The sequence below is a fragment of the Lunatimonas sp. genome (assembly GCF_020832325.1).
GTDB lineage: Bacteria > Bacteroidota > Bacteroidia > Cytophagales > Cyclobacteriaceae > Lunatimonas.
Window position 1 is genome coordinate 149,968 of sequence record NZ_JAFIEU010000043.1, and the last position, 24,062, is coordinate 174,029.

15 protein-coding genes, 1 tRNA gene, 1 pseudogene and 1 CRISPR repeat array are annotated in these 24,062 nt (G+C 46.6%); of the genes and pseudogenes, 12 read left to right on the top strand and 5 right to left on the bottom strand.

Annotation, left to right across the window (positions count from 1 at the left end; translation table 11 throughout):
- The first annotated feature begins 26 nt into the window (after positions 1-26).
- Both JJU34_RS16045 and JJU34_RS16050 read left to right on the top strand, forming a co-directional pair.
- A complete protein-coding gene (locus tag JJU34_RS16045) occupies positions 27-242 on the top strand; it encodes a hypothetical protein (RefSeq protein WP_228693415.1) in 216 nt (71 codons plus the stop codon).
- A 185-nt stretch (positions 243-427) separates the two neighbouring features.
- Positions 428-502, top strand: a tRNA-Val gene (locus JJU34_RS16050).
- Positions 503-665: 163 nt separating this feature from the next.
- On the opposite strand, the gene JJU34_RS16055 is transcribed toward JJU34_RS16050, so the two are convergent.
- Positions 666-3,623: an FAD-binding and (Fe-S)-binding domain-containing protein gene (locus tag JJU34_RS16055; protein ID WP_228693416.1), complete on the bottom strand. Its 2,958-nt coding sequence runs from the start codon at positions 3,621-3,623 to the stop codon at positions 666-668.
- A 120-nt stretch (positions 3,624-3,743) separates the two neighbouring features.
- On the opposite strand from JJU34_RS16055, the gene JJU34_RS16060 reads away from it, so the two are divergent.
- The 8 genes from JJU34_RS16060 to JJU34_RS16095 all read left to right on the top strand — a co-directional run bounded on the left by JJU34_RS16060 (position 3,744) and on the right by JJU34_RS16095 (position 17,911).
- Complete coding sequence (locus tag JJU34_RS16060; protein ID WP_228693417.1) at positions 3,744-4,727, top strand: phosphotransferase; 984 nt, start codon at positions 3,744-3,746, stop codon at positions 4,725-4,727.
- On the top strand, positions 4,720-5,994 hold the full coding sequence (locus tag JJU34_RS16065; RefSeq protein ID WP_228693418.1) for an ADP-ribosylglycohydrolase family protein: 1,275 nt from the start codon (positions 4,720-4,722) through the stop codon (positions 5,992-5,994). Before JJU34_RS16060 ends, JJU34_RS16065 begins: the two co-directional genes overlap by 8 nt.
- Positions 5,995-6,479: 485 nt before the next feature.
- Positions 6,480-12,923, top strand: a complete 6,444-nt coding sequence (locus tag JJU34_RS16070) for a PAS domain S-box protein (RefSeq protein WP_228693419.1) — start codon at positions 6,480-6,482, stop codon at positions 12,921-12,923.
- Positions 12,924-13,164: 241 nt separating this feature from the next.
- Positions 13,165-14,136, top strand: coding sequence for an ATP-binding protein (locus JJU34_RS16075; RefSeq protein WP_228693420.1), 972 nt, complete (start codon positions 13,165-13,167; stop codon positions 14,134-14,136).
- A gap of 81 nt (positions 14,137-14,217) precedes the next feature.
- Positions 14,218-15,564: an ATP-binding protein gene (locus tag JJU34_RS16080; RefSeq protein ID WP_228693421.1), complete on the top strand. Its 1,347-nt coding sequence runs from the start codon at positions 14,218-14,220 to the stop codon at positions 15,562-15,564.
- Between the two features lie 252 nt (positions 15,565-15,816).
- Positions 15,817-16,254 carry a response regulator gene (locus tag JJU34_RS16085; RefSeq protein WP_228693422.1) on the top strand — a complete coding sequence of 146 codons (438 nt, stop codon included), beginning with the start codon at positions 15,817-15,819 and terminating at the stop codon, positions 16,252-16,254.
- Positions 16,251-17,279, top strand: coding sequence for a PAS domain S-box protein (locus JJU34_RS16090; protein WP_228693423.1), 1,029 nt, complete (start codon positions 16,251-16,253; stop codon positions 17,277-17,279). Before JJU34_RS16085 ends, JJU34_RS16090 begins: the two co-directional genes overlap by 4 nt.
- Before the next feature lie 53 nt (positions 17,280-17,332).
- Positions 17,333-17,911 (top strand): DUF4202 domain-containing protein, encoded by a 579-nt coding sequence (locus tag JJU34_RS16095; RefSeq protein WP_228693424.1) that lies wholly within the window; start codon positions 17,333-17,335, stop codon positions 17,909-17,911.
- 63 nt (positions 17,912-17,974) lie between these two features.
- Here JJU34_RS16095 and JJU34_RS16100 read toward each other — a convergent pair whose 3' ends face one another.
- The 3 genes from JJU34_RS16100 to JJU34_RS16110 all read right to left on the bottom strand — a co-directional run bounded on the left by JJU34_RS16100 (position 17,975) and on the right by JJU34_RS16110 (position 20,275).
- On the bottom strand, positions 17,975-18,085 hold the full coding sequence (locus tag JJU34_RS16100; protein ID WP_228693425.1) for a CbbQ/NirQ/NorQ C-terminal domain-containing protein: 111 nt from the start codon (positions 18,083-18,085) through the stop codon (positions 17,975-17,977).
- A gap of 181 nt (positions 18,086-18,266) precedes the next feature.
- On the bottom strand, positions 18,267-19,349 hold the full coding sequence (locus JJU34_RS16105) for a S41 family peptidase (RefSeq protein WP_228693426.1): 1,083 nt from the start codon (positions 19,347-19,349) through the stop codon (positions 18,267-18,269).
- A 38-nt stretch (positions 19,350-19,387) separates the two neighbouring features.
- On the bottom strand, positions 19,388-20,275 hold the full coding sequence (locus tag JJU34_RS16110; protein WP_228693427.1) for a hypothetical protein: 888 nt from the start codon (positions 20,273-20,275) through the stop codon (positions 19,388-19,390).
- A 129-nt stretch (positions 20,276-20,404) separates the two neighbouring features.
- Between JJU34_RS16110 and JJU34_RS16115 the strand changes: the two genes are divergently transcribed.
- The gene (locus JJU34_RS16115; protein WP_228693428.1) at positions 20,405-21,736 is read left to right on the top strand and encodes a DUF5723 family protein; all 1,332 of its coding nucleotides are present in this window, start codon (positions 20,405-20,407) and stop codon (positions 21,734-21,736) included.
- A gap of 56 nt (positions 21,737-21,792) precedes the next feature.
- On the opposite strand, the gene JJU34_RS16120 is transcribed toward JJU34_RS16115, so the two are convergent.
- The gene (locus JJU34_RS16120) at positions 21,793-22,290 is read right to left on the bottom strand and encodes a GNAT family N-acetyltransferase (RefSeq protein WP_228693429.1); all 498 of its coding nucleotides are present in this window, start codon (positions 22,288-22,290) and stop codon (positions 21,793-21,795) included.
- A gap of 118 nt (positions 22,291-22,408) precedes the next feature.
- Between JJU34_RS16120 and JJU34_RS16125 the strand changes: the two are divergent.
- Positions 22,409-23,503 (top strand): annotated as a pseudogene (locus tag JJU34_RS16125) (glycoside hydrolase family 43 protein); the annotation flags it as partial.
- 2 nt (positions 23,504-23,505) lie between these two features.
- Positions 23,506-24,060: a CRISPR direct-repeat array (repeat unit 30 nt; unit sequence ATTTCAATTCCAATATGGTGCGATTGAGGG).
- The last annotated feature ends 2 nt before the right edge of the window (positions 24,061-24,062 follow it).

Sequence of the window (24,062 nt, forward strand, 5' to 3'; positions counted from 1 at the left end):
TAGACATAAAAAAAGCAATTAAGAAAATGAAAACAAGCATCATTGCGATGACTATCGCTGCAGCATTGGCAGTAGCCTCTTGCGGCCAAAAAAAAGTAGAAGAAGAACTTTCTGAACCCATTGAATCTTCTATCGAAGAATCTCAGTCTGAGGAACTGTGGGAAGAGGAAGTAATAGAGACTCCTTCTGAGGACACTCCCGAAGCATCGGAAGAGCAACTAGAAGAAGTTTCCGGAAACTAAGAAACGGAAAAAAAACACCTAGGCCCCGGAGTAATCTGGGGCTTTTTTCGTTTCTTAGCGGCCTATCCTGTCCAATTGCCCTACCACTAAAAGGACTACAACCATACCCGTCTTGGAATTTGTGTAAGCACAAAATTAGGGTTTGGCTATTCTGCGAAATAAGTTTAATATTGCAGCGTGAACTTAGGTCGTTAGCTCAGTTGGTTCAGAGCGCTGCCTTGACAGGGCAGAGGTCACCAGTTCGAGCCTGGTACGACCTACTTTTTCAACCCCAATCCTATCTTGATACGAAGAGGGCGTTTGGATTTTAGCCAGCCGTTCGCAAAGTTTTCACGCTTCACCCGCGAGATTATCAGGGATTTTGACCTGAAATGTTCCTAACAATCCTCCTTCCTTCGTGCATACCATGCTATGGATTCAAACTCATCGATCTAGCCCTGCCGCAACGAACAGAATTTCAACTGGGTGCAGGGCTTTCTTCCCGGTTCCATCCGCTATTTGGTGGCGGCAACTGGTACCTGGCGCGGCGATGGCTACCTGATCTCCAGCCTTCCGAACCGCCGGAAAAAGCACCATCTCTCCTATTTGCATGCTGAGTTTAAAATGCTCTTCCTCGTAACCGAAGGATCCTGCCATGCCACAGCAGCCTGAAGGAATGACTGTCACTGAGTAATTTTTCGGGATCGACAACAGCTTGGACGTAAAGTTTACCGAAGACAGGGCCTTTTGGTGACAGTGACCATGTAGCAAAATCTCTAATTCTCCCTCGGTAAATTGATCCTCCGTGATATTACCTGCCACAACCTCCTTGGCCAAAAACTCATCTATGAGCGATGCGTAAACCTTCAATTTCTTGGCAGCGTTGACCCATTCTTTGGACACCAAGCGGGGATACTCATCGCGGAAACTCAAAATCGCAGATGGTTCAATACCTACTAGCGGTACATCGGCGGAAACCAATTTACTGAATATCGCTACGTTTTTATCTGCAACCTTACGAGCGTACTCCAATAATCCCTTTGAAATGGCCCCTCGCCCACTCTCCGGATGATCCACCATCTTCACCTCATAGCCCAAATGCCGCAAAAGCTTGATGGCCTTGATGCCTACTTCAGTATCATTGTGGTTGGTAAACTCATCAGCAAACAAATAAACGGTCTTGATGGAGGGTGTTTTCCCTTTCAGGCTGTGATAATTCTTGGCGTACCATGCCCGGAGGGATATATGCGAAATCTTCGGTAGATCCCGATCAGACGCCACGCCAAGCACCTTTTTCAGCAATCCGGCCGAAAGGCTGTTGGAGAGGAAAAAATTGGAAATACCTGGTATCTTGCTCCCAATCCCATTGAGCTGGTTGATGTAGGCAAACGCTTTGGCACGAAGCGGGACCCCATGCGCTTTATAGTATTGATGTTGAAACTCTGCTTTCATAGTGGCCATATCCACGTTGGACGGACACTCAGACGTACAGCCCTTGCAGGAAAGACAAAGGTCCATTACCTCTTTGATCTCAGGATGGTCAAAAGGATTTTCATTGGTACTATTTGTCAAAAACTCCCGCAGGGTATTGGCGCGGCCCCTCGTAGTATCACGCTCGTTTCTGGTTGCCTGAAAACTCGGACACATGGTACCGCCACCTGTTGTAGGAAGCTTTCTGCAATCTCCACTTCCATTGCATTTTTCGGCCATGCGCAGGATACCCCCTACCGAGCTAAAATCAAACATTGTCTGATGTTCTGGTGTCTCCATTCCGGGTTCGTATCGGAGGGAGGTGTTCATAGGAGGAGCATCCACAATCTTGCCTGGATTGAAGATGTGGTTGGGGTCCCAGGCCTCTTTGATGCGTTTGAAAAGAGCATAATTTGCATCTCCCACCATCAAAGGAATAAATGCCGCTCTCACCCTACCGTCTCCGTGCTCACCACTAAGTGACCCCCTGTATTTCTTTACCAGCTTGGCAGAAGCCTCGCTGATCTCGTAAAATTTTTGAACATCATCGGCCTTCTTCAGATCCAATATAGGCCTTAGGTGAATTTCACCAGCGCCCGCATGTGCATAGTAGACCGGACTTTGACCAAACCCCTCCATGATCTCGGCAAACTCATCGATATAATCGGCCAGATCTTCAATGTCTACCGCGGTATCCTCGATGCACGCCACGGCTTTGGGATCGCCGGGTATGTTGGCGAGCAGTCCCAAACCGGCACTACGGAGTTCCCATGCACTTTTAGTCCTTTCGGGACCGATCACCGGATAGGCATATCCCAAACCCGCGTCTTTCAGTGATTGGATGAATTGCTCGCCCTGTATAATGGCCTCTGATAGCTCCTTTCCTCTGAATTCTACCATCAGAATAGCCTTGGGATCGCCCTCCACAAAATCCCGGTTCTTGCTTTGCTCCACATTTTCCTTCGTGCAGTCAAGAATGATCTTGTCCATCAGCTCTACAGCGGATGGCTGATGTTTCATGGCCACTTGGGCAGCCTTCATACTTTGATGGATGGAATCGAAATGGGCTGCTACCACAATCTCATGTGGATCAGGGAGGGGATCTAGGTGCAGTTTCACCTCTGTAGTAACGGCTAGGGTTCCCTCTGACCCACACAGCAACTTGCAAAAATCGAACGGAGCTGGCTTATCGGAAAACTCTTGGGATTCTAACAGATAATCCACTGCATAGCCGGTATTTCGTCGGTGGATACTGGGCTTGGGAAAGTTTTCCCTTATCTGCGATTGCACCTCAGGATTGCCCAGCTCATCCCTCATGTGCCGGTATAGCCTTCCCTCCAGCGTATCTAAGGCACATTTTTGTTCAAACTCACCCTCTGTCAGGGCTTTTACTTCGACTTCGGACCCGTCGCTAAGCACCACGTTTAGGGAAAGGGTATGCTCCCGGGTACTGCCATAGACGATGGAGGTAGTACCGCAGGAATTATTTCCAACCATACCCCCGATCATTGCTCGGCTCGCGGTACTGGTAATGGGACTAAAGAAATACCCGTGGGGTTTTAAAAAATGATTTAACTCATTCCTCACCACGCCAGGCTGAACCCTTACCCATCCCTCTTCCTTGTTAAATTCCAAGATTTTGTTCATGTGTTTGGATACATCCATCACTATCCCATCCCCCACGCACTGTCCAGCCAAAGAAGTTCCGGCTGTTCGTGGGATCAGCGAGGTTTTATGCTCGGTGGCAAACCGGATCAGCCTTTGGATGTCCTTGGTGTTTTTTGGAAACGCCACGGCTAGCGGCATCTCCCTATACACGGAAGCATCCGTGGCATATAGCGTCCTCATCAAAGAATCGTGGTGTAGCTCGCCCTCCAAACTATTGGCCAATTGGTCAAGTACCGGGGTGATGGGGTTGGTGTCCTTACTCATGGCTCAAAATTAAGACAGTTGCGCATAGAAATAAATAGATAGTTAAATTATTTTAACGGGGCCCTCGTTTGACCTAAACGCCTATCTTTGCCCAGGAAGAAGCATCAATAAAACGAATTCATGGAAATAAAATTGGAAGTCCCTCTGGGTGCAAAGGAGCTGTACTTTTTACGAAACAAACTAAAAATCCTATCAATAGATGAATCAATTGACACTGTAGAGCGGGCTGGAGCAGGAAACATGAATATGGTCCTCCGGGTGCGAACCAACCACCGGCAGCTGATCCTCAAGCAATCCCGGCCCTATGTAAACAAGTATCCCGAAATTCCCGCTCCCTTTCACCGAATGTCCATCGAAAAGGCATTTTATGATACCCTCTTGACGGACAATCGCTTGGTAGAAATGACACCATCTCTGATTGCCTTTGATGACGAACACCAAGTATTGGCAATGGAGGATTTGGGTCCATCCGCGGATTTCGCTGCCATCTACCAGACTCCCTCGCTGCTGAGAAGGTCCGACATCGAGCCGTTAGCTGTTTTCCTGAAGAGGCTGCATGCCGTATCGGCTGAGGCTTTTCCGACCAATGAAGCAATGAAACTATTGAACCATGCGCATATCTTCGAAATCCCCTTTATGCTCGAAAATGGACTAAACCTGGACCAGGTTCAGCCAGGCTTAGAGGAAATCTCCCTCCCCTACCGAAAAGATACTATACTGAAAGATCAGATCAGAACTACCGGCAATAGATACCTTCAGCAGGGTCGCACCCTGTTACATGGAGACTTTTATCCGGGGTCCTGGTTGAAAACAGCAGATGGAATTCGGATTATCGATACCGAATTCGCCTTCATGGGAGACCGGGAGTTCGACTTGGGTGTGGCCCTTGCCCATCTGAAACTAGCAGGAGTCGATCAAGATCTACTAAACTATTTCCTCGAGGTATACGACACGGTAGGTATTGACGATACGTTGATGCATCGCTATGCCGGTATCGAAATTCTTCGGAGGCTATTTGGAGTTGCCCAGCTACCTTTACATCTGACACTGGAGAAAAAACAAGTCCTCGCCCAAGAGGCAAAAAACAACATCCTACATGCATAGTATCATTCCCCAAACATTGATCTTCGCCCTTTTGACCATCGGCGCATGCTTACCGCAGAAAGCGGATTTTGAGAGAGAAATGGGCCAAGCTCTTCCATTTGACGAAGACGTATTAAACGACAAAGTGCTGGGCCTATTGGTAGGCACTGCCATTGGCGACGCCATGGGGGCGCCAACAGAGATGTGGCCCCGAACGGAAATCAACGCCAAATACGGCTGGGTGGATCGATTGGATACCATGGTGCGGGAGGTTTCTCCCGAAGGAATCTGGGTAGCTGATCTTCCGGCAGGAGGCACCACGGACGATACGCGCTGGAAAAAACTGACCGTTGAATATCTCCACAACGAACCAGGGCATGAATTGAGTGCGAAGCGGTTTGCTAGGCACATTCTCACCCAATACCAAAGCTATTTGGATGAAAGAAAGACGATCGGCCAGGAAGATTCTCTTGCGTTGGAGGAGAATTTTCTCCGGGTAGGCTGGTTACAGGAATGGGCAAAAGTCAGTGGTCCCTATGTTCAAAATGACTATGTGAACTACCTAAACAGCCTAAGCACCTTTTACGGTGGGGAAATGGTTTGTGCCGGATTATTGTATTCCCCAGCTATTGGTGGCCTGTTTCCAGGGCAGGCAGAGAAGGCCTATTCGGAGGCTTTTAAACTGGCGATATTTGATTTGGGATATGCTAGGGACATTAGTGCACTGGCTGCTGCCATGACGGCAGCAGCCATGAAACCCGGTGCTACCCCGGAGGATGTGATCGCTGTGATTCGTACCATAGACCCCTATCACTATGGCGACGCAAGATTGGTGGGGCGTACCGCACAGCGAATCCTAGGTATTGCAGAGAGCATCGTGGCGAATGCTCGCACAGAAAGTAGACAAATCGATGGTGAATCATCCAAAAAGCAAGTTGTGACGAGGGACGAGATGCAGGTAGCCTTCGTGTTGTTGGACGAGCATCTTCAGGATATGCCCTTCCATGCGGGGGAAATATTCCTTCAAGTAATTACGGCCATGCTATTGTCGGATTTTGACTTTGAGCTTACTCTCCAGTTTTTGGTCAACTACGGCAGAGATAACGACACGACAGCAGCGATCGCAGGGGCCATCTTAGGCGCTTATTGGGGAATTGCCCAATTACCTGAAACTATGTACCAACAAGTACTTAACGTAAGCAAAAAGCAACTTGACCTTGACATTTTGGATTTAGCTAAAATATATACCCAGAAGGTGCAATCAATTCATTCCCGCCCGTCGGGCTGATCCGGTATTTTCCATCATTTATTCTTTTATAAATAAAATATTATTGATAGCTTACCAGCTAGTTTAATGGTTTTTGTAGGGGGAAATCCAACCGTTATCCAGACGGTAAGTTCATCGCCACCTAAACGACATACTCGCAGGGCCCATTCAGTGCTTATCAGTCTCATGTGAGTTTAGAACTACGTTTAGTCTGGCTAGTTGGGAATACTCAATTACTCTCCCAAAAAGACCGTTCTACGTGTTCGGTACCTTTTAGCATGGGATAACAACAGCGACTAAGAGCCCTTCGGATTGTAACCTTGCGACGACGTTTTTTTTTACGGACATCGTTTGTGCGGGTTGATTTTATGGGCAAAAAAAAGCGGCTCTCACTATTCTAACAAAATCAAGGACGACGCAAATAGGTGTAAGTAGCTTTCCAAGTATGGTGCACATACCCCACTTAACCAAAAGTACTATTCATTTAAAAAACCCCCAGCTTACATATGACATCGAACTCGAAACCCGAGTCAGCCATAGATCATACATCTACCAATAACGATGCTCTGCGGATTATTGCCGTCGGTGCCTCTGCGGGAGGTTTGGAGGCCCTGCAAGATTTTCTGTCCAACCTGCGTGTGTTGGACAATTGTTGTGTAGTGATTGCCCAACACATGAGTCCTACCCACCGCAGCATGTTGGTGCAACTACTTGCCAAAGCCACCCCCTTCGCGATACAGGAAGCGGTAAACCTTCAGACTCTGACCGAAAAAACCATCTATATTACCCCTCCGGACACCGAGATATCCATCGTGGAGGAAACCATCCACCTAACCAAGCCACATTCCAGCATTGGACCAAAACCTTCGGTAGATGTCTTGTTCGAGTCTTTGGCCAAAGAGGACAATCAGGTTATCGCCATCATCCTTTCAGGCACTGGCACAGACGGTTCGGAAGGCATCAATCGCCTAGCAATGGCTGGAGATGCGTATATTCTCGCACAGGAACCCTCCAGCGCCAAGTACGACGGAATGCCCAATTCCGCGATACAAACAGGACACGTGCACGAGGTCCTATCGGCCAAAGAACTAGGGAAGCACCTGACGGGTTTAATGTCATTGACTGCTACATCGGATCTTTTTAGAACTCAAGCATTTGAAAAAACGCCTTACGAGAAGATCGTCGAGCTGCTTAGCAAAAAAAGTGGTACAGATTTTTTCAACTATAAAAACGCAAGCTTAACCAGGAGGTTGGAAAAAAGGGTAAGCACACTGCACATGGACTCACTGGACCGCTACGTAGAATACCTCGAGGAGAATCCTGAAGAAGTCAACGAGCTATTCAAGATGGTTCTCATCGGTGTCACTTCCTTTTTCCGCGATACCGAATCATTTGCTGCATTGGAGTCCTGTCTAGACCGCTTGATCCAAAGTAAAAAAAACCACGAGTCGATCCGTGTATGGATTCCAGGGTGCTCCACTGGTGAAGAAGCGTATTCCATAGCCATCATGCTCCACCGATTATTGAAAACCCACAGTAAGGAGCAATTGGACGTACAGATATTTGCAACGGATATCGATGACCGCGCAATCGCCCATGCGAGGTCCGCGGTTTATCCTGCATCGGCATTGGAAAAGCTCTCCAGGGAGACCATCGCACAGTACTTTACCCCCAAAGGACAGGACTTTGAGTTGGCAAAATCCCTTCGGGTCATGGTGCTGTTTTCGAGACACGACATCATGCGAAATCCACCCTTTTTGAAGTTGGATCTAATTTCCTGTAGAAACCTTCTCATCTACTTCAAGAATTCGCTTCAGCAGCAGCTCATTCCCCTTTTTCATTTTGCTCTCCTTCCCTCAGGCTACCTGTTTTTGGGCAAATCCGAATCCATCGGAGCCTTTACCTCTCTGTTCGGGGAGGAAAATGCCAAACACCGCATTTACAAAAAAAAGATATCCCAAGGGTTGCAAACCATTCGGTTTTCAGCACTCAAACCTCAAACCGTGCCAGCAAAAAAAACCGGGACCTTGCAGTCTGACACGGCTTCCAACCTAAAAGAAGCAGTGAAAAAAACGCTGTTGTTGGCATTGGATATCCCCTACGTAGTAGTAAACGAATCCCACGATATTCAGGAGGTTCACGGCGACGTACGCCTCTACATTAGCCTAAGTGAAGGAGGAATTCAGGCCAACTTAATCAAGATGTTGAACCCTGAACTTCAGATAGAAGTCCGCTCTGTACTTAGCAAATGCATTAAATCGAACAAGGGCATCAAGAGTAAAATCAAGAAATTCATTTTATTCGGTTCTATCTACTATGTACGGGTCAGTGTGTTTCCCATAGAAGACCGTGCCGGCGCCGAGCCGCTTTTTATGGTGCTTTTTGAGCAACTGGACATCGAAGAGTTCATTGTGCCCGGACAACCGACAAATAACGGAGATGCAGAACCATTTAGGGTTCGCGAACTGGAAGAGGAGCTAAATGAGACCAAAGAACAACTTCAGACGTACATCGAGGAAATCGAAACCAGCAACGAGGAACTCCAATCACTAATCGAAGAACTGCAAAGTACCAATGAAGAACTACAGTCGGCAAACGAGGAATTGGAGACCACAAACGAAGAACTTCAAAGCACCAACGAGGAGATCCAAGTTGCCTACATGGAGCTTAAATCCGCCCATGAAACGCTAGAAGCCAAGGAACTCGATCTGCAATACCTCCAAGCCAATACAGAAGCCCTACTAAACAATGAACTGCAAGCATTTGTACTGGTAGATAACAATTACCTGATCAAAAAATTTAATACACAAGCTGTCCATCTTTTTCAAAATTTGAGTGGTCGAGATTTGGTAATCGGTTCACTTATTTTGGACTACCTCCCCGAGGGAGAAACGGAGCAATTCATTCAAAATTTCAAGGATGTCATTGCTGGAAGAGCCTTCACTGGCGAAAAGCAATTCAAGGACAAATCGGGCCAATCCAAGTGGCTGGCAGTAAACTACACTCCTGTTTTGTTTAACCTTGAAGAGGTAACGGGTATCTCGCTCGGCTTACTGGACATCACCTCACTAAAGGAAATCGAATCCAACCTCACCAAGGCAGAAAAACTGATTTCTTCCGTTTACAATGTTGTATCCCTCGGTATTTGTATCACGGACGAGGAGGGCTATTTCGTTGATGTAAATGAAGCGTATTGTAAACTGTATAACTACACACGGGAAGAACTTATCGGCGAAAAGTTCACTAAAGTGGTGCCTCCGGCACACCGGGATCGGCTACAGTCTTTGCACGATCGGGCCATCAAAACCGGCTTGGAGGAAATCGCGGAAGAAAGGGTAGTCACCAAGCACGGAACTACGATAGAGGTGGAGGTTTCTTCTGACTTAATGATCCAGCCGGATGGTAAGAAGTTTAAGATAACATCTGTCAAAGATATCACGCAGCAAAAAGGTACCAAGAAACTCCTGGCCGAGGCCCAAGAGATGGCCCAAATTGGGGCATGGGAATATATCGTGGGAACCGACCGGCTCAACTATTCGAGGATTACCCGTTTGATTTATGAAATTCCGGAGTCCTATATGCTGAGTGTTACCAACGGGGTAGAATTTTACAAAGAAGGCGAAAACCGAGACCTGATAAGTAAGGCCATTACAGATTGTATCGAAAAAGGAACCCCCTTTGATTTGGAGTTGGAGTTTGTTAGCTATGTCGGAACACCGAAATGGGTGAGGTCAATTGGAAAAGCAGAGACCGTAGACGGAGAAATTGTCCGTGTATTCGGTTCGATCCAAGATATCACCGCGAGAAAACAGGCTGAGGAAAGAATCCGGGAAAGTAACCAACGGTTTACCTATGTCACGCAGGCAACTTCGGATGTGATCTGGGATTGGGATATAGCGACTGGAAAAGTACATTGGGGAGAAAATTACGAAAAGGTATTCGGTAAAATTGCGAACGATACCAGATTAAGTGACCTAGAGCAAGTTCACAGACGATTAGATACCGCAGAATTGGAAAGCATATTGGATGATGCAAATGCAGCGCTCAAATCAGAGAATACCCGTTGGCAATGCGAACATCGGTACCTTAAGGCAGATGGCACGTTTGCAATGGTCTCCAATAAAGCCTTGATCGTTAGAACCAAAGAAGGACGACCTGTTCGTGTAATTGGAGCTATGCAGGACATCACCCAACAGTACAATAAAGAAATTGAAAAGAAACTACAACGAGAGATCAGCCTCATCTTCAACCAAAACACTGGATTGATCGCAGCTTTGGGGCAGAGTACCCGATTCTTGGGCGACTTCGCTAAGGTGGATTTGGCAGAGGCCTGGTTGATTCACTCCGACAAAAAAACTATCAAACTAGTATCCCAGCATCTGAGAACTCACCCCGCGGAAATCTTCCAAAGCCTTAGCACGCAATACGACTCTTTCCTAAAAGGCGAAGGTTTACCAGGAACCGTTTGGGCAACGGAACAACCTGAAATATGGGATCAAGTAGGCTCCAAAAGCGAATTTTTCCGAAACCACGCAGCCCGCAAATCGGGCATCTCGGCAATATTTGGTGTACCACTGATCCACCGGGACGAAACCATCGGTGTAATGGTCTTTGGTACTACAGGTTCAGTAGACCGCCTTCAGTCCTTAAAGGCAATTTTCAGTACACTGGAAGAATATTTAGGCGGTGAGCTCATGCGTAAAAAACTGGAAACAGAGCTAAACCAAATAATCGAAACCGCCCCTGATCTAATCGGTATCGCCGATTACGATGGTTATTTCATCCGCATCAATGCTTCAGCCTGCCATATGCTTGAGTATACGGAAGAAGAAATCACCTCACGCCCATTTTTTGATTTTGTCCATCCAGACGATTTGGCCAAAACCCACACTGAATTTAAGCGGCTTACGACTGACACGAGTCCAATCGTCTTCGAAAACCGGTACATCACCAAGTCAGGCAAAACCATTTGGCTAACTTGGTCTTCTACTGCACTGCCGGGTGAGGGCGTCATTTATACCGTAGGAAAGAATATAACCAAGCAAAAGTCACTCCAAATGATGCTGGACAATGCCTTCAAAATGGCAAGAATCGGTGGTTGGGAGGTGAATTTAAACGGTGAAATCACCCAGTGGTCTGAAGTCGCACGTGAAATCCACGAAGTAGAGGATGCTTCCTATGTCCCAGACGTGGAAGCTGCGTTAAAATTTTACCGAGAAGACTACCGTGAATTTGTAGCCAAAACAATAGAGAACTGCATGCAGTCAGGTACCTCCTTTGATTTTGAGGCACCCATCATCACCGCCAAGGGAAATGAAAAATGGATCCGCTCAATCGGTCAGGCTGAATTTGTCAATGGAAAAATCAGCAAACTTTTTGGAAGCGTGCAAGATATTCATGACAAAAAAATGGCCGAGCAGCAGTTATTGATTTTCAAACGAATAATTGAGACCTCGCAGGAGGGCATTGCGGTGGCAGGTTTGGAAGGCCAGGTCATTTACCTCAATCCATCTTTTCAAGATCGCCTGGGATTCGATACCGATGAACTTCAAACAGCGGGAGGACCTCCCTCAGTATACAAAAACAAGGAAATTGCGAAAGAGGTATTTGACCGCCTATTAGTAGGGGAATCCTGGAAAGGAGATATAGACCTGATGGACCGGCACGGAAAGGTCACACCCTATTTCCTAAGTGCCGGTCCTATTCGCGACGAGAAAGGCAACTTGGTCGCAGTATTTGGGATTCACACGGACATTGGTGAACGAAAGCAAGCGGAAGATCGCCTTAGGCAAAACCTACAAACGCTGGAAGACTACAAGTTTGCATTGGACCAAGCAGCTATTGTTGCGCTGACGGACAGCAAAGGAAACATCCTCTCGGTAAATGACAAGTTCTGCGAAATATCTAAATATAGTCGAGAAGAATTGGTAGGCAGCACCCACCAAATCATCAATTCCGGATACCACAGCAGGGAGTTCTTTCATGAAATGTGGAAAACACTAGCTAAAGGTCAAGTATGGCATGGGTCCATCAAAAATAAATCGAAGGACGGAACCGACTATTGGATGGATTCCACGATGGTTCCTTTTTTGGACGATAATGGCCTGCCCAAACAATACCTCGCCATTCGGTTTGAAATTACCGACCGGGTGATGGCTACAGAGAAACTAGAAAAGGCTAACCACGAATTGGAAAAATTAAATTTGGCCTTGGAAGCACGAGCTCAAGAACTGGCCATTTCCAATTCAGAGTTGGAACAGTTTGCCTACGTCGCTTCGCATGACCTCCAGGAACCGCTCCGGATGATCACCAGCTTCCTAGCTCAATTGAATAAGAAATACAGCAGTCTTTTTGACGACAAAGCAAAGGAATATATTCACTTTGCGTTAGACGGTGCCAGTCGGATGCGGCAGATTATTTTGGATCTATTGGAGTTTTCCAGAGTAGGTAAAAATGACGAAAAGCTTTCGGAAGTCTCTCTCACGGATATCGTAACGGAGGTCACCATGCTAAATCGAAAACTAATTGAAGAAACACAGGCCAAAATTTCGGTAAAAGGCTTACCAACGATCATTGGATTTCGTTCACCGATCGTTCAGGTGTTCAACAACCTAATAGGGAACGCGCTGAAGTATCGCAAAAAATCGGAAGCACCCGAAATTGAAATCGCTTGTGAGAATCAGGAAACTCAATATAAGATTAGCGTACGTGACAACGGAATTGGCATCGAAGAAGAATATTTTCAGAAAATTTTCATTATCTTCCAGCGATTGCATAACAAAAACGAGTACTCCGGAACCGGAATAGGGTTGGCAATCGTGAAAAAAATCGTTGAAAATATGGGAGGAAATGTGTGGTTAGAATCAACAAAAAATCAGGGTAGTACTTTTTTCTTTACCCTGCCAAAACAACCCTTCAGTTCATCTCCCACTAAATCAGGCAGCCTGTGAATCGAAGTTTTAAGCGAAGCAAGTCTAAACGGATGATTATACTATGTGCGACCTGCCTGCCGGTAAGAAGGGATTCCCTGTCTGCCGAGGAGGCAGGCATCCCGATAAACTGGAACAAATTGTGACCGCTAAAAAAGCAATTATAGACATATGAAATCGAGCATGACGTAGCCGTCACACACTGGGATGACTATCCGCCATGCGAGATTCCATGTGACCACTGAAAAACAATTATAGACACATGAAACCCGCTCTAAAAATTACGCTGGCTTACCTCTCAGTTGGTTATTGCTGGATAATTTTCAGTGATCGTATACTGCTTTGGCTGACAGATACCGACACCTCCCCTATTTGGATCGACTTTCAGACCATCAAAGGACTAATCTACGTGTCTATCACCGGAGTCTTGTTGTATTTCTTGATCAGACATTATTTGGATCAAATTGAAAAAAAAGTGAAAGAACTCGAGTTGTTAAATAAGCAACTGGAGTGCCAGGCGGTGCAGCTTAAGCAAAGTAATCAGGATTTAGAGCAGTTTGCCTATACTGCTTCCCATGACTTACAGGAGCCGCTCCGGATGATTTCCGCTTTTATGACACAGTTAGACAAAAAATACCATGAAAGACTGGACGAAAAAGCTCACCAATACATCTATTTTGCCATAGACGGCGCCAAACGAATGAGGAAAATCCTCATCGATCTTCTAGAATTCTCCCGGATCGGTCGAATTAGCGATGAACCATCCATGGTGGACGTACAAAGCATTATCGAAGAATGCCTGGCAGAGTTAAGACCCAAGATTACCGAGACTAAAGCAAGTATACAGGTAAACGTGTCCTGCCCTGCGTTTAGTTGGGATGCTAAATTACTTCGCATGATTATCTACCAACTCGTAGACAATGCGCTAAAATTTACCAAAAACGACACCGAACCAGCGATAGAAATCAATTGTCGGGATCTCGGTAAACATTGGGTACTGGTAGTAAAAGACAACGGGATAGGAATTGAAGAAGAATATTTTGAAAAAATATTCGTAATTTTCCAAAGGCTGCATAATTCAGCGAGATACGAAGGATCGGGGATTGGTTTGGCTTCCGTCAAAAAAGCAGTAGAACTGCAGCGGGGAAATGTAGCCGTAGAATCTTCACCGGGTAGAGGCAGTACCTTTACGCTGACCCTTCCTAAAGAGACCGTTTCAAGGACCACGTCGTAAACTACATGTAGAAAAACAAGGGAAAATTATTCGCCAGGAACGAAAATAAATCCTTCATTGGAAATTTAATAGAGAAATACATTGACTATCTGGAACCGCTATTACCAAACCGTCAGTAAAAATTTTCCGGAAATTGCGGACAAGTCATTTTCAATAGGCTATTGGAGAGATTACCTTTTTTTCATCACCATTCTTTATCTCATCCCTTTTAGTTTAGTGGCCATTATTCCGGGCATAGTAGCCTCATTGGTAGCGGAGTTTTACGAAATCATCTTCTTCGATGCAGTACTAGCGGTGGTTCTTTATCTGATTGGATTTCAAAAACGTCTATCGATCCAGGCTAAGAAAGTCCTGTTTATCCTGATCGTCTACTGCTTCGCTGTGATCCTTTTCAAAACCCTAGGTAGCTATGGCCCAGGGTTGGTCTATTTACTGGCAGTAGCTGTATTTAGCATCATCATATTTCAAAACAAATACGCACTATACACGCTATCTATTAATGTTGTATTTTGCTTCGCCTATGGTCTGTTGATCCATTTGGATCTGGGCGGGATTCATGCCGCAGATGAAGACCGCTTGCTTTCTTGGTTTGCCGTATCCTCTAACTTCCTTTTTCTGAACGCACTTTTCGCTGTCTTGATCCCTCGGATGTTTCTTGGCATGCAACAAACTTTGGACGAGCAGATCCTCTTGAAGGAGCAACTGAGTATAGAACAGCAAAAATTACAAGAATCGCTTCGACTGCTCGAAAAAAAAAACGACGAGTTAGAACAGTTCGCCTATGTTGCCTCCCATGACCTACAGGAACCACTTCGCATGATTTCAGGTTTTCTTTCCCGTATCGAATCCAAATACAACAATGTACTTGACGAAAAGGGTAAGACCTACATAGCCCTTGCCGTGGACGGTGCCGACCGGATGAGGCAAATCATATTGGACCTGTTGCAATATGCGAGAGTGGGTGCTGAAGCGCATCAGTTTGAACAAGTAAATATCGCTGCCATAGTAGATACCGCACTAAAAACGCTACAAACTACCATTGAGACAAAGCAAGCAGTCATTTCAATTGGGCCACTACCCGTCATTAAAAGCTCCGAATCCCATCTCGCCCAAGTTTTTCAAAACCTCATCGAAAATGCACTAAAATATTGCCCTGCCGAACGCATTCCACGCGTGGAAATCTCCCACCAAGAACTTGAAAACTGCCATCAGTTTTCCGTAAATGACAACGGCATAGGGATAGATAAAGCCTATTTTGATCAGATATTCGTGATATTTAAACGATTGCACGACCGAAATTCCTACCCAGGGAATGGCATTGGGCTGGCGATAGTTAAGAAAATCGTCGAGTCATTAAATGGAACGATTTGGGTGGAATCTGAATTGGGCAAAGGAAGCACCTTTCACTTCACCCTTAAAAAAAATTAAAAAACCAAAGTGAACAAAACGGAGGATAATTCTGGCGTCAGTAAATAGATTTTTTCAATTTTGTAAACCTGACAAATTTCTCCGTATCTTGCACGTCAAACATGTCGGATACCTAATAGCTTCGTTGCGTAATGGCTATTATCCGAGAAGAAATATCGAATATCACCAGGTTTCCATTTAGCCCGTCGAATGCTATGCGATGAACGACTGAGAGATCCAAATGGCTAAGGATCCTAACAACTGTTGAAAAGAATGAAAAGGATACATATCCTACTAGTGGAGGATAACGAGGGAGATATTTTACTGACCCGAGAGGCGTTAGCCGAGGGCAACTTCGACCATGAACTCAGTGTGGTGAAGGACGGAAAAGAGGCCATGCAATTTTTAGTTCAAGAAGAGCCCTTTGATAGGACCAAAAAACCAGATCTTGTCTTATTAGACATCAATCTTCCCAAGAAAAGTGGGCACGAAGTGCTTTCATTTATCAAAAATAAAGAGGAGATCAAGCATATTCCTGTCATCATGCTTACTACCTCTTCTTCGAATTCCGACATCCTAAAAGCCTATAAAAACCATGCGAACTGCTTTATTACTAAGCCGGTGGATGTGGAAGATTTCATGGAAACGGTTGCGATGATCGATAAATTTTGGTTTAAAACAGCGGTATTGCCCTCACCCATGCAAACATGAGAAAGGATAAAGACCCGTATAAAGTCCTCATCATTGAAGATAACCTAGGAGATTTCATTCTAGTCAGTGATTTTTTAGAAGAGACTATTCTAGCGCCTGAGATCGAACATGCTTCGGATTTCAAACAGGCAGCAGAAAAACTTACGCATTTGTCTCCCAATACCTACAGCGCTATTTTTTTGGACCTATCGCTACCAGACAAAAGTGGCGAGGAATTGATCATCCAAATATTACGGATGGTCAAACATACCCCAGTCATCGTGCTTACCGGTTATACAGACGCCTCCTTTGCCACCAAATCACTTAGCTTGGGTGCATCGGATTATCTATTGAAAGATGAACTAACTGCCACCACCCTCTATAAAAGCTTAATTTACAATATTGAGCGTTACAAAACGCTGCTTAGTCTGAAGGAATCCGAACTGCGATACAGCGACCTTTTCCACCTAAGCCCCCAGGCAATGTTTGTGGTGGATCGGGAAGGACATCAATTCCTCGACGTAAATGAGGCGGCTATCACGCATTATGGTTATACCAAAGAGGAGTTCCTTGGAATGGGACTCCGAGATATCATGCCGGAGAATGGTGTAGGTTTCAACCACTACGAATGTCGGGAATCGTCCAGTGATCAGGATCAATCTTCCTTTCGAGATCTAGTCAAACTTCGGCTTAAATCAGGTGTTTGGGTCGACGTAGAACTAAGGTGCAACCTCTTGCTTTTCAATGGAATCAAAGCGGAGGTAATTCTTGCTAACGACGTAACAGAACGACTGACGCACTTAAATATCATACAAGACCAAAACCGTCGATTAAAGGAAATCGCATTCGAGCAGTCCCACGTGGTGAGAGCGCCACTTTCACGTATGATGGGTTTGATTAACCTGATTAAAACGACCGAGATTTCCCCGCCAGAAGATTTAATTCAGCTATTGGGATATATCGAAGGATCTGCCTATGAAATTGATGAAATCATTCGGGAGATCGTGCGAAAAACCGAGAACCTGAAACAGGAAGGCGATCTTTAACCGCTAACTTGGTTCGAAACAGGTATTCCCATCAACACCTAACCCTTTGAACTATGCAGCGTCTATCCCAGGTGATTGAAGCAATCGACCAGGTAAACGCGTCCGATCCTAATTTGGAGCCGGACGGCACACCGAGAGAACTGGCTTACAGCCGAAAAATGACCCAAATGCTGATGTCCTTCGAACCGGAGGCTTCGGAATTGCTACAGATCGCCGCCCGCGCACAGCACATCAAACGTTGGAGCATTCCCAGAGACACCTACCCAATGGATCGTACCGGCTACTTGACTTGGCGCACCAAATTGAAAAAATTCCACGGTGCTCTAACTGGAGAGCTCATGCACACATGTGGATATGCACCTGAGGAGGTTCATCACGTAGATGATTTGCTTAACAAACGGCAGCTTAAGACGGATACAGAAGCTCAATGCCTAGAAGACGTGACTTGCTTGGTATTCCTTTCCTACTACTTCGAAGATTTTCTATCCAAACATGAAGCCGAGCAGGATAAAGTGGTGGAAATCCTGCGAAAAACGTGGAAAAAGATGTCTTCCAAAGGCCATGCTGCAGCGCTAAACCTTCAACTTTCCGAAAAGACATCCATTCTGGTAAAGAGAGCATTGGAGCCATAGCATGTTGTAAGGATCGGGAAAAATCGCTCATTTACCCGATTATATCATCAGGTCTGATAAGTCCTATAACGCTTCCAAAGTCTGCGTATCATCCGTCAATGGTTCTATCACGGCCACCTGAACAGACAGACGCCTGGGCAGACCGCTGTGGATCAGCTTGTCTGCATCTACCAACAGCCTGTCCTAGGCTGGTTGCCGATATGCGCCAAATCCGGGAATCCATCCCGGCCAAAAAAAAGGAGGGGATACGATATGTTCTGGTGAGCATCGAGACCATTCTAAGACTCCATTAAACCAGCCGCACCCCGCCGAGAGTAGGAATCCCTCAATGCTGTGCACGCAGGAGCTTCAGCGCCTATTCGATCAGCGTGTCTCTGCCTGCGTTTTCGTCCGTCCTTCGCAGACGTACCTCTAGATCCACCGGCACACCATCCTCCAAATGCCTTCCTTCCAGATCAATCGTCTGGGTAGCCGAAAACCGGTATATCCACCCGTTGGGCAGCTCGCCAAAAGCAGGTGTACCACCGCCACCACCTGTCTGATCACCCAATAACTGAACGCCCGGAAGAGAACGCATCATCTGGGCAAAAAATGTACTGGCACTGTAAGCCCTTCGGTTAGTCAAAACCACCACTTTCCCCGCGTAGCGAAGTCCATTTCGGGGTACGACAAACATGGGCGACCATGGGGTAAAATCATCCTGCCGGGGGCCGTTTTTCCAGCGTTGCTCTGCAAATCTCGTTCGGGAATCCGTGAAGCATCCCGCCAATCGATAGGCATTGGCCAGATTTCCTCCGCCGTTGCTACGGATATCCAAAATCACACCTTTGGTACCGGCAGCACGTTCCATGATCGCATTCAAATCTGCTTCCGAAATCTCCTGGGCGAAGGACCGGTAATTGATATACAACACCTCACCATGCATTTGATGATAAAGCGAACCACTGATCCAGTGGTCATTCTTCAGGTAAGTAAGCAGAATCACATTTTCATTGTAGTTCATTGGAAACTGCTGGTACCATTCCCAATTTCGACTACGATTAAAGTCGCTAGATAGGTTCACGTGCCCGTCTTTAAGCTCATGTAGCATCTCACCCAATACCTCAAACAGCTTCTGATCGTCCATATCAGACGATATCTGGGGTCGAAAAACACTGTATAACTCACCCCAATCGACTCCTTTGTGGTCAAAGTAAGCATATCGCTCATTTAGATCCCTCCAAAGGTGTTCGAAAACCACCTCAGGAGTAGGCTGCGGATCCGGTGAAATCCATACCAACTCGCAGCCCCCCAAAACCAAGATCACATACAGCAACGTAGCTATCACCTTCTCCTTCATTCTTCTGTTGATATTCAGTAGCTTCAACCTATCCCAAATTTCGCCATGCATTCGCTGCATCTGCTGCGCCCAACCATAGTTCCATAGCGTACTTTTCAAATCTAGACACCTATTTTTCGTTAGCTTCTTGCCCATTTTTAAAGCCGAACATGAAGTACCAATCCGTAATTTCCACGTCCCCTCTGCAGCGAATGGGCCAATCGAAGCTGCTGAAAATCGAATGCATACCTGAACGCGAGGGCGTTGCCCGAGGAAAACTGGTAAACCAAGGACGTATCTAACCCCATACGCAGATCCCGGGGCACGATAAACGGATCCAAGATATCCAGAAATCCCCAAAAATGCTGTTCCGAATCAATCCCTCGTCTACGGGGTTCCGGAGAGATGAAATCAGAGGCTACCTTAAACCCAACCACTTGTAGATGTGCACTGCCTTCCAAATGCAGGTGGCTCTTGACCAACCTAAACGGCAGTGCAAACGATAATGCAGGACCCAAAGAGATGGTAAAGTCGGATCGTTCATTGAAATTGGCAAACCCCTCGTGTCGCCGTTTGTTGAATTCGCTCACCGCAGACCAACCCAAACGCAGGGGAACATTGCCTTGTTGATGATAATAGGTATGCCATTGTGCTCCTCCGGTCCACAGTTCCAGCTCATTCTCCCCTGCACTCTCGGCAAAACCCCGCGCATAGTATATAGTAGAGAGCATGGTCTTGGATTTTTCCTCCTGTGTGTAATTCAGATTAAACACAGATCGCTGCCCTCGATATAGCAGCGGGGAAAAAGCCCGGTCGCGCTCAGCAAAAACCTGCATTCCGCTGCCTACGCCCAAACTCTTTAATGATTGGCCTTGGACAGACAAACCGCAACACATCCAAACACATACAACTAGCACCCTCATGTAGGAGTTTTTTAGGTTACTCGGAATAAATCCCCATTTAATATAGGTGATTTTCTCTTCTTCTAATTCAATCCCCCCAACAAACCTAACACCATTCGTCAAAAACACTAGGGCACCTATCATCCTTCCTATTATTACCAATTATTCTGCTATTTTTGTAGCACAAATGAACAGCAGGTAAATTTGACGAAACAGGAATACCTACCCTCTGGCAAGGGGGCATTTGATCTCTAAAAGTAAACCAATACACACATGAAGAAATTTTTACCAATGGTAATGCTATGCGCATTGCCCGTAACAGCAATTTTCGCGCAGTCCCCTTTCTTAGGCGTTCAAAATGGGCCTCGAAAGGGAATGCAGAGCGCCATCATGAATCCAGCAGAAATCACCGCCCTTTCTAAAAAAGTAGAGGTTCATTTGGTTTCCGCTCACGTTGGAATCAATAACGACGTCCTCACCTTTCAGGATATCCTGAATGATGCAGATCTATTGGAATTGGCGTTGGAAAAGGCGGACGGCCCCATGAACCTTCGAACTGAAGTAGCTGCCTTGGGCCCTTCAGTTGGTTTCTCTGTGGGCAAATGGTCCTTTGGCATCGCCACTCAAGGATTTGTAAAAGCAGACATCATCGATTTGGATGCGAGTATTGCCAATGCACTATTCGGGGATTCATGGGAATCCTCCTCCCAAACCTTTACCTCCCTTACCAGTTCATACAACCAACGAATCGTGGCAGCGGGATGGTCAGAACTGGACTTGCTGCTGGGACGGGAGGTTTTCGCTATAGGACCCCACCATTTCGCTGCCGGCGCCAATTTGCGTTTAATCTTACCCAGCTTGTATGCTAGCATGGGATTCGGCGAATTCCGCGGCACGTTGATCGAGGACGAACAAGGAACTTTCCTGAGCGATGCCAGGGGTGAACTGAGCATTGCCTATTCAGACGCAACCATCAACGAGGACTTCAGATATGGATTAGGCTCCCTGAGTGGCTTTGCCATGGACCTCGGAGGCAACTACCAATGGAGAAAATCCGGGGGTAGGTCGTTTGTCCATGCGGGGTTGGCCATCAAAAATATTGGCGGCATGTCATTTGGAACAAACTCCACCAACCGCTCGTACGCCATGAATGTACCCGCCAATCAGCGGTTTCAGATTGATAACCTGGAGGGCGATTTCGAGGACATTGAGGAACAACTGCTAGAAAGTGGCTATTTTACGGTAAGTCGTGGATCGGAAGGACTATCGGTGAATCTCCCTACCCTCATGAATCTATACGGAGAAATCAGTCCAGCCAAAGTATTTCATGCCTCCCTTTTTATTCAGCGCCGGCTTTCTAACGAAGCTAACAACAATGTAATCACAGCCCAAAACATGATCGTGCTTACCCCTCGACTGGTTTTGGGCTCGTTTCAGATTTATTCCCCTTGGGCGCATAATCAGGTTTCCGGTCTAACCGGCGGCTTGGGAATTCAAGCGGGTGGTTTTTTCATCGGTAGCAATGCCCTACTTACCGGTACCCTGGCCAACTCCATGCAGGCTGACTTCCACATGGGATTCAGCTTTGGCGTAGGCAAAAAATAAGTATACTGCCCAAATTTTGGCAGGGGTAGTTCGTTATCAAACTACCCTTGCTTTCCTTATTCCAAACCCACATGATCGCTGCGCCGTTCCAAAAGCAACAGATCCCGCCAGGCACCGAAATGCCGGCCGATTTTTTCGCGTACGCCCACCAGCCGAAAACCGTTTTCATAGTGAATCTTGAGACTGGCCAAATTTTCCGGAAAAATAGAGGCCTGTAGCGTCCAAAACCCCTTTTGCTCACTTTCATGCACCAGCTCTTCCAACAGCATTCTCCCAATACCCTGTCCAAAATGGAACGGAGATACATACACACTCAATTCCGCCACGCCGGCATACACGGGTCTAGTCGAAACCAATGAAAGGGCAATCCACCCCACCACACGCCCTTCCTTCTCTGCAACGAAGCGGCAATTTTGCACAAATAGCTTATCCCATTCCTCCCAGGAAGGTACCGTTTCCCGAAAAGTAGCGTTACCGGTGGCAATGCCCTCTTTGAATATCGTAGACACGGACTCCCAGTCTTCCTCCCACATAGGCCTTATTCCAATTTCCATTGACTTCTTTATTTAGTAGCAGGGTTTTAAGATACAGCGAATACCCTGCAATCGCAAACGGGTTGATCAAATGATGATTTTGTCGTAACTTTCCCGTCAAACCTATTAACATCCTACAATGAAAAAATTGAATCCCTACAGCGGCAGGCACTTTGCTTTGGCTCTGAGCACCCTGCTGGCGGTTGCCTGTGCCAATCCGCCAAAAGAAACCCAAACCTCCTCAAACCACCCCCCCACAAAAACCTTTGCCCATGCCCCGTTGGTTACCGAACAGTACACTGCGGACCCATCCGCACATGTCTTTGGGGGTAAAATCTACGTTTATCCTTCCCACGATATAGATGCAGGGATCCCTTCCGATGACCTTGGATCTCACTTTGGCATGCGGGATTATCGCGTATACTCCATGGAAAAGCCAGGCGCCAAGGTAGTAGACCACGGCACTGCTCTCCGTGTGGAAGATGTCCCTTGGGCCTCCCGGCAACTATGGGCGCCGGACGCAGCCGAAAAGGATGGCAACTACTACCTCTATTTTCCTGCCAAAGATGAAGCAGGCATATTCAAGATCGGTGTAGCGGTAGCGGATAATCCTTCAGGCCCCTTTACTGCCGAACCCAACCCCATTCCCGGTACGTATTCCATCGATCCGGCAGTTTTTAAAGATGCGGACGGCACCTACTACCTCTACTGGGGCGGCATATGGGGCGGACAGCTACAGAAGTATCGAAACAACCAATTTAACGTTGTCGGAGACGGCCCCACGGATGGATTACCGGCTGACGACGAACCTGCGCTCTCCCCCATCGTGGCAAGGTTAAGCGAGGATATGAAGCAGTTAGCAGAGGAACCGAGGGAGGTGCACATCGTAGACGCATCCGGGGAACCCATTCTAAACGGTGACAATTCACGGCGTTTTTTCGAAGCAGCGTGGGTCCACCAACATGCCGGACATTACTACCTCACCTACTCCACCGGCGATACGCACTTTATCGCCTACGCCGTGGGTGACAATCCCTATGGTCCGTTTACCTATCAGGGCAATGTGCTGGCACCGGTGCAGGGCTGGACCACCCACCATTCCATCGTGCAGTTTGAGGGAGATTGGTATCTCTTCTACCACGACACGGAACTGTCCGGCGAAACCCACCTCCGAAACATGAAAATGGCACCCCTGCGGCATCTCGCCGACGGCAGCATCGAGCTTATCGAGCCTTAATTTCAATTCCAATATGGTGCGATTGAGGGGGACGATATTGAACAGTTTACTCTTTTTGCAGGTCCATTTCAATTCCAATATGGGGCGATTGAGGGGTCCTTCAGGGATGAGGAACCTCTGAACCGGTACCATTTCAATTCCAATATGGTGCGATTGAGGGCAGCCTTAATTTGCCCGGTTTGTCTCGAAATTCCCTATTTCAATTCCAATATGGTGCGATTGAGGGTATTTGGCTAATTGTACCTTTATTCTCGCTTAGTAATTTCAATTCCAATATGGTGCGATTGAGGGATTCAGTCCTTTGTTCTTATTGAGCGCTTTGATATTATTTCAATTCCAATATGGTGCGATTGAGGGGAATACCGATAGAACTTTAAGCCACATGTTTACCTTATTTCAATTCCAATATGGTGCGATTGAGGGCGGGATAATGCTGTCAAATAGGATTTGACCAAGGCATTTCAATTCCAATATGGTGCGATTGAGGGTTCCATTCTTCATTTTGGATAAGGACAAATTTGGCAATTTCAATTGCTGAAAAAGAACCTTAAGTTTC

What these genes read in the sequence shown, in the direction of transcription:
- JJU34_RS16090 (WP_228693423.1), top strand. Translation starts at nt 16,251, where the DNA reads ATGAGAAAGGATAAAGACCCGTATAAAGTCCTCATCATTGAAGATAAC.
- JJU34_RS16045 (WP_228693415.1), top strand. Translation starts at nt 27, where the DNA reads ATGAAAACAAGCATCATTGCGATGACTATCGCTGCAGCATTGGCAGTA.
- JJU34_RS16070 (WP_228693419.1), top strand. Translation starts at nt 6,480, where the DNA reads ATGACATCGAACTCGAAACCCGAGTCAGCCATAGATCATACATCTACC.
- JJU34_RS16075 (WP_228693420.1), top strand. Translation starts at nt 13,165, where the DNA reads ATGAAACCCGCTCTAAAAATTACGCTGGCTTACCTCTCAGTTGGTTAT.
- JJU34_RS16085 (WP_228693422.1), top strand. Translation starts at nt 15,817, where the DNA reads ATGAAAAGGATACATATCCTACTAGTGGAGGATAACGAGGGAGATATT.
- JJU34_RS16115 (WP_228693428.1), top strand. Translation starts at nt 20,405, where the DNA reads ATGAAGAAATTTTTACCAATGGTAATGCTATGCGCATTGCCCGTAACA.
- JJU34_RS16055 (WP_228693416.1), bottom strand. Translation starts at nt 3,623, where the DNA reads ATGAGTAAGGACACCAACCCCATCACCCCGGTACTTGACCAATTGGCC.
- JJU34_RS16095 (WP_228693424.1), top strand. Translation starts at nt 17,333, where the DNA reads ATGCAGCGTCTATCCCAGGTGATTGAAGCAATCGACCAGGTAAACGCG.
- JJU34_RS16060 (WP_228693417.1), top strand. Translation starts at nt 3,744, where the DNA reads ATGGAAATAAAATTGGAAGTCCCTCTGGGTGCAAAGGAGCTGTACTTT.
- JJU34_RS16120 (WP_228693429.1), bottom strand. Translation starts at nt 22,290, where the DNA reads ATGGAAATTGGAATAAGGCCTATGTGGGAGGAAGACTGGGAGTCCGTG.
- JJU34_RS16110 (WP_228693427.1), bottom strand. Translation starts at nt 20,275, where the DNA reads ATGATAGGTGCCCTAGTGTTTTTGACGAATGGTGTTAGGTTTGTTGGG.
- JJU34_RS16065 (WP_228693418.1), top strand. Translation starts at nt 4,720, where the DNA reads ATGCATAGTATCATTCCCCAAACATTGATCTTCGCCCTTTTGACCATC.